We start from the raw sequence: 6,135 nt of genomic DNA, 5'->3' as shown, positions 1-6,135 counted from the left end.
TATGATATCTATGGTCCAGATGCTGAAATAGGTAATTATATTTTTATGCCAATTCTCTGGATATTTCATGGAAGCTTAGTATATTTTATTGGCGTTAAACTCAATATCAAAAAAGAAGTTGTACAATCAGGTATAATTGATGTAAGAAAAACATATAAAAAGATTAAAATTAATAAGTATCGATTTTTGTTTTTCCCTATTCAATATTTAGGCGCATTGACTTTCTTTATAGGATTACTATTTTTGCTTATTCAGTTTATATATAGATTCAATTACTTATAAATTGTTTAGCATAAAATTAACTCAATTCAAACCTATAATATAGACGTTTAATATTAAGATGCTTGAATAAGCTACAAATAGTTTATCCAAGCTGATATTACAACTATTATTAGAAATATAAATTTAAGTAAAATAGACCGCGATATCAAAATTAATGATGAATAGTAGATTAGAGAATTTTAAATATCATAATTGATATGATTAAACAGACAACATCAAATCTAGAAACTATCATTGCCAAGTTAAAAGCTTTTGATATTTAACACTAATTATACACAAACTCTATCAGCCATTATTGATAGAGTTTTTTATTATTAATAATATAAAAATATGTACTTATAAATGAGCATACTGTCGGTTACTATATTTTAGCCTATACGAAGGGAAATGATTATCAGTAACTAATTTATATTTAGATCATAAAGTGTTTTTTAGAATAGAACAATAATCGTTAATATTCTTGTATAAAAAATGTTGCCATAGTAAGTAAACTTGGTTAACAATAGTATGATAGTAAAACGGAAGACTACTTTTTGTTGCTCAAAAATAATATTTATTAAAAATGAGATTAATTAAGGAATTAAATATGAAAAAATTATTTGCAATTGTCTGGTTATGTTTATTTTTTGTAAGTCCTGTGAATGCTGATGATTTAAAAGATTTGGGATTTGATGAACTATCTAAATTGGCAACAGAAAAAAATGATCCAAAAGCGCAATATGAATTAGGTTTAATGTATGAAAGTGGTAATGGTGTAGATCAAAATTATACCAATGCAGCAAAGTGGTATGAAAAGGCTGCATTACAAGGTGATGCAAAAGCGCAATTAAATTTGGGATGGTTGTTCGAAAAAGGTTATGGTGTAGAGAGGAACACTTTTGAAGCTAAAGATTGGTATGAAAAAGCAGCATTGCAAGGTGATGCAAGAGCCCAATTGAATTTAGGTACGTTGTATGCGTTAGGTGATGGCGTACCATTGGATAATGTAAAAGCCAAAGAATGGTATGAAAAATCCGCTATGCAAGGCAATGAACGAGCCCAATCTTACTTAGGGGTTATGTATTATCTTGGTGAAGGCGTACCACAAAATTATGCAAAGGCCAAAGAATGGTTTGAAAAATCAGCTATGCAAGGTCATGCCAAAGCTCAATTTAATTTAGCTGTGATGTATGATGAAGGAAAAGGCGTAGATCAAGATTATGCTAAAGCGTTAGAGTGGTACGAGAAAGCGGCTAATCAAGGAGACGTTGACGCGCAATATAATTTAGGCATTAAGTACGAAGATGGTAAAGGGGTTGAGCAAAATTATGCTAAAGCGTTAGAATGGTATGAAAAAGCAGCAGAGCAAGATGACGTAGATGCCCAAAATAATATTGCATTAATGTATTCTGAAGGTAAAGGTGTTGAGGTAGATTTAAATAAAGCGAAAGAATGGTTTGAAAGAGCAGCTAATTTAAATCATCCAGAAGCTCAATATAACTTAGGCATAATGTATGAAGATGGAAATGGTGTCCCTCAAAATATTGATGAAGCCAAAAAGTGGTATCAGAAGGCTTGTGATAATGGACTTGACAATGAAATCTGTAATTCATTCAGTAAAGATGAAAACTAATCTTGAATTAGCCCAAAGACGAGATAAAATTTAAATTTTTAACTTTTCTCAGATTAAGACTATTTTCCCATTAAAGGTGATAGTTAATTCTGTCACCTAATTTGTAGTAACTCATTTATTCTCTATTAAAACTTAATATGTAGCATTTTCTGGAGTATAATAAATCTGTTAACTTATCTTTAAAAGCCATTGTGTCTGGATGTTTATTAACTGATAACCGACACTAATTCATTTTCAATAAAATTGTATCCCTATTTTTTATAAAGATTTTAAATTGTTCTAATTAAATGATTTTTCAATACGATATTGTACTAGCCGTTAAATATAAAATGTTAACTTGGAGGTAGTAAATGTATTTGTTACAAATCGCACCGAAATTTTTATTAGCATTAGTCATTTTACTGGTATATGTGAAATTGTCAGGTAAAAGTCAAATAGCACCAATGTCTCAGTTAGATCAAGTAGGGAGTATGGTAATCGGTGCGCTTGTAGGGGGAGCATTACTCAGTCCTTCAGTTTCAGCATGGGAAGCAGCTGGTTTAGTAGCAATTTGGGCAGGATTATTAATTTTGATTAGATTTATCAAATCTAAGAATTCACGTTTACGTGATGCCATAGATGGTGAACCTATTTTACTTGTCAAAAATGGTAATTTAATCACAGATAATTTTATTAAGGCAAATTTACCCGTTAGAGATTTTGAAACTTTAGTTAATATTCAAGGTATTTCTTCATTTGACCAGTTAAAACATGTTTGGTATGAATTAAATGGTTCATTAACTATTATCAAAAAAGGTGAAAAAGATATAGCTGTATTAGTTATTGAGAATGGAGGAATAAGTCATGATAATATTGAACAGATTCATAAAGATGAAGATTGGGTAATGCAAGAAATTAAAAAACAAGGATATGAAGATATTAAAGATATATTTTGTGCTGAATGGTTTGACAATAAATTTATTATTTATCCATATGATGCTATCCGTAAGGCTAAAAAAGAGAATTAATTAAAGATGCTCAGTGTAATATTAATTTGGTGGGTTGAACTTTAGCCCACCATGAAAGTAATGGCAGATTAACGTAGTTGACTATCTTTACTGCCTCGGCGATTATATAGCACTGCTGTTTTAGCTAATTGCTTATCGATTTCTTGTTGACAAGATAAACAATATTGAACGCCTGGTAAGGCTAATTTCCGTGCTTCGGGAATAGCTTCTCCACATTCAATGCAAATATTAGCACTTAATGAACCTTGCTTTAGTTGACGTCGAGCATTTTCGATAGCATCAGCAATTGTACCTTCAATTTGTTGATTAACGGCATCGTCAGATGCCCATCCACTAGCCATAAGGAGCCTCCGAATATTGAAATAGATATTATCTATATGACGATGTTTTTCGTTTTTTCAATAAAGAAATTTAATTAATTATCCCATTAACTAATTATTTTTATAGTGATTTTATGTGAAGAAAACATGTTTTTAGTAAACATCCTTTAAGTGGAGGTTATATGCAACAATATGAACAAGCAACTTTTGCCGGCGGTTGTTTTTGGTGTATGGTAAAACCTTTTGATCGTTACGAAGGTGTGATTAGTGTGATTTCAGGTTATACCGGAGGGCATGTTATAAACCCAACCTATCAGCAAGTATGTCAAGGTGATACAGGACATACCGAAGCGGTTCAAATAACCTTTGATCCAAACCAAATAAGCTATAGCACATTATTAGATATTTTTTGGCAACAAATTGATCCGACAGATGCCAATGGTCAATTTGCTGATCGTGGTGATTCTTATCGTCCAGTTATTTTTTATCACAATGAATTACAACATAAAGAAGCGTTAGCAACTAAGCAAGCACTACAAAGTAGTAAGCGATTTACTCAACCGATTAACGTAGCTATTGAACCTGCAACCGAATTTTATCCAGCAGAAGAGTATCATCAAAATTACTACCAAAAGCAACCTCAGCATTATAATCGTTATTACCAATTATCAGGTCGTTCTGATTTTGTTTCTCAACATTGGCAAGATAAAAACAAGTTTAAAGAGGAATAAATGATGCAAAATTATCCACAATATAATTCTAAGCAAAAATGGAATCATTGGTTATCAGCCATAATAACATTGATTGTCACAATAATATTATTTATCAAAGTCCCTGCATCTTATGTTTTGGGTAGCATGAGTCATGTTTATTTACTGCATAAATCTTTAGGAGTGGTGATCTTTATATTAACGATTTTGCGAATTTATAGCATAATCAAAGATAAAGTACCGGATGTAATACCTAAACGTCAAAAATTGCAAAGGATTTTATCAAAATCAGTGCAAGGACTGATCTATATTTTATTATTTATTTTGCCACTATCTGGGTACTTGATGAGTAGTCGCCCACTTGAAGTCTTTGGTATAATTTCGATTCCAGCTATTGATATGCATAATGACTTCTATACCTTTTTTCATGCTTTGCATAAATGTTGTTCACATTTATTGGTTTTGTTACTAATTATACATATTGCAGGAGCGTTATATCATTTCTTCTGGTATAAAGATAAAGTATTACAATCCATGTTAGCAAGTAAATAATTGATAACAAATTATTAATTTTAACGTGATTAAGTGAATTAGGTGAATTATGAAAAATTTCAACAAAGAAGAAGCTATTTCAGTTTTAACACCAATGCAATATCATGTTACACAACATAATGGGACTGAACCACCCTTTGAAAACGAGTTTTATGCGAATCACCGAGAAGGGCTTTATGTAGATATAGTTTCAGGTGAACCATTATTCACTTCATTAGATAAATTTGATTCAGGGTGTGGTTGGCCTAGTTTTGCTAAACCTTTGCATGAAAACAATATTATTGAAAAAGAGGATAATAGTTTTGGAATGCATCGAACGGAAGTTCGCTCTGTCAATGCCGACTCTCATTTGGGGCATGTATTTAACGATGGTCCAAAAGCCTTAGGAGGTTTGCGTTATTGTATTAATTCAGCCTCGTTACGTTTTATTCCTAAAGAACAGTTGGAAGCAAAAGGATATGGAGAATATTTAAAACTTTTTGAGAAAAATTAATATTGAAATTAATCCTATCATCTCAAAGCGTGATGATAGGATTTATATTAATAACTTCTAACAAGTCCCTTCCAAAATAATATTAATTTTTTCTTTTAAATAATGCATAACTGATTAATAAAAAGACTATGCTGGTTAATAATGATCCTACTATTGGGTAAATACCAATCACAATACTTGCCTGTGCAAAAAGATTATCCGCAATGTAGAAAAGAAAACCAAAACTAATCCCAATAATCACTCTTATTCCCATAGAGACACTACGGAGTGGGCCAAAAATAAACGATAAGGCTAATAACATCATTACAGCTACTGAAATAGGTTTAATGATTTTTTTCCAGAATAGCAAATCGTAATATTTATTATCTTGACCAGAATTTTTTAAGTATTGTGAATATTGATATAAGCCAGAGGCTGAAAGTGAATCGGGATCGAAAGCTACAATACTGAGCTTATCAGGTGTGATATTGGTTTTCCATTGCATAGAGACCATATTTACTCCCAAAACTTTATTTGGTTGGCTTAATTCATTTTTGGCAATCTGTGATAATGTCCACTCACCATCTTTAAATACACCACTTACGGCATGGGTTATAGAAATTAATTTGTTTTGATCAACTGAATAGATATCAATGTCCGAAATTGAGTTGTCATTATTAACATGTCCAATATAGACATAATCATTACCATCTTTAGCCCATAAGCCGCCTTGTTCAGCCATTAACGAATTACCGTAAATTTTTTCCGAACGCATATTGCGTGCAGTTTGTTCACTTACAGGTGCAACCCATTCACCGATTGCCATTGTAATAATTACTAATGGTAAAGCAGTTTTCATTACTGCTTGAGCTATTTTAAATCGACTAAAACCGGAAGTTTCCATTACAATTAATTCACTACGAGAAGCTAATAATCCCAAACCAATTAGCGAACCTAATAGTGCAGCCATAGGAAAAAAAACTTCCAAGTCTTTAGGTACCATTAAGAGGGAAAAAATACCGACTGAAAATGCATCATAATCAACTTTTATCTTTCGAAGTTGATCAATAAAACGGATGATTCCAGATAAACTAATCAATAAAAAAAGACAAATACCAATTGTACTTAAAATGGTTTTTCCAATATAACGATCTAAAATAGAAAACATCCCTTTCTCCTT

Annotated in this window: 8 protein-coding genes; 6 read left to right on the top strand and 2 right to left on the bottom strand. The window is 31.5% G+C overall.

Going from position 1 to position 6,135, the window contains the following annotated elements:
• The 3 genes from A9G11_RS14575 to A9G11_RS04460 all read left to right on the top strand — a co-directional run.
• Nucleotides 1-282, top strand: a 282-nt coding sequence (locus A9G11_RS14575) for a hypothetical protein (protein WP_218056043.1), incomplete at its 5' end; no start/stop codon positions are given.
• Between the two features lie 586 nt (nt 283-868).
• Nucleotides 869-1,894, top strand: coding sequence for an SEL1-like repeat protein (locus A9G11_RS04465; RefSeq protein ID WP_065618323.1), 1,026 nt, complete (start codon nt 869-871; stop codon nt 1,892-1,894).
• A 350-nt stretch (nt 1,895-2,244) separates the two neighbouring features.
• Complete coding sequence (locus tag A9G11_RS04460) at nt 2,245-2,901, top strand: DUF421 domain-containing protein (RefSeq protein WP_065618322.1); 657 nt, start codon at nt 2,245-2,247, stop codon at nt 2,899-2,901.
• A gap of 68 nt (nt 2,902-2,969) precedes the next feature.
• Here the strand turns inward: A9G11_RS04460 and A9G11_RS04455 are convergent, their stop codons facing one another.
• Nucleotides 2,970-3,242 carry a DksA/TraR family C4-type zinc finger protein gene (locus tag A9G11_RS04455; RefSeq protein WP_065618321.1) on the bottom strand — a complete coding sequence of 91 codons (273 nt, stop codon included), beginning with the start codon at nt 3,240-3,242 and terminating at the stop codon, nt 2,970-2,972.
• Nucleotides 3,243-3,403: 161 nt separating this feature from the next.
• Between A9G11_RS04455 and msrA the strand changes: the two genes are divergently transcribed.
• The 3 genes from msrA to msrB are packed head-to-tail and all read left to right on the top strand — an operon-like array spanning nt 3,404 to nt 4,976.
• Entirely contained in the window at nt 3,404-3,952 is a 549-nt protein-coding gene (gene msrA, locus A9G11_RS04450) for a peptide-methionine (S)-S-oxide reductase MsrA (RefSeq protein WP_065618320.1), read from the top strand.
• Between the two features lie 3 nt (nt 3,953-3,955).
• Nucleotides 3,956-4,483, top strand: coding sequence for a cytochrome b (locus A9G11_RS04445; RefSeq protein ID WP_176701231.1), 528 nt, complete (start codon nt 3,956-3,958; stop codon nt 4,481-4,483).
• A 49-nt stretch (nt 4,484-4,532) separates the two neighbouring features.
• Complete coding sequence (gene msrB, locus A9G11_RS04440; RefSeq protein WP_065618318.1) at nt 4,533-4,976, top strand: peptide-methionine (R)-S-oxide reductase MsrB; 444 nt, start codon at nt 4,533-4,535, stop codon at nt 4,974-4,976.
• Nucleotides 4,977-5,058: 82 nt separating this feature from the next.
• Here msrB and lptG read toward each other — a convergent pair whose 3' ends face one another.
• Nucleotides 5,059-6,123 carry an LPS export ABC transporter permease LptG gene (lptG, locus tag A9G11_RS04435; protein ID WP_065618317.1) on the bottom strand — a complete coding sequence of 355 codons (1,065 nt, stop codon included), beginning with the start codon at nt 6,121-6,123 and terminating at the stop codon, nt 5,059-5,061.
• Nucleotides 6,124-6,135: the final 12 nt, after the last annotated feature.

This window comes from Gilliamella sp. wkB108, assembly GCF_001690195.1.
GTDB lineage: Bacteria > Pseudomonadota > Gammaproteobacteria > Enterobacterales > Orbaceae > Gilliamella > Gilliamella apicola_L.
Note: the sequence above shows the minus strand (reverse complement) of the source record. Positions and strands in the feature narration are given on the sequence as shown.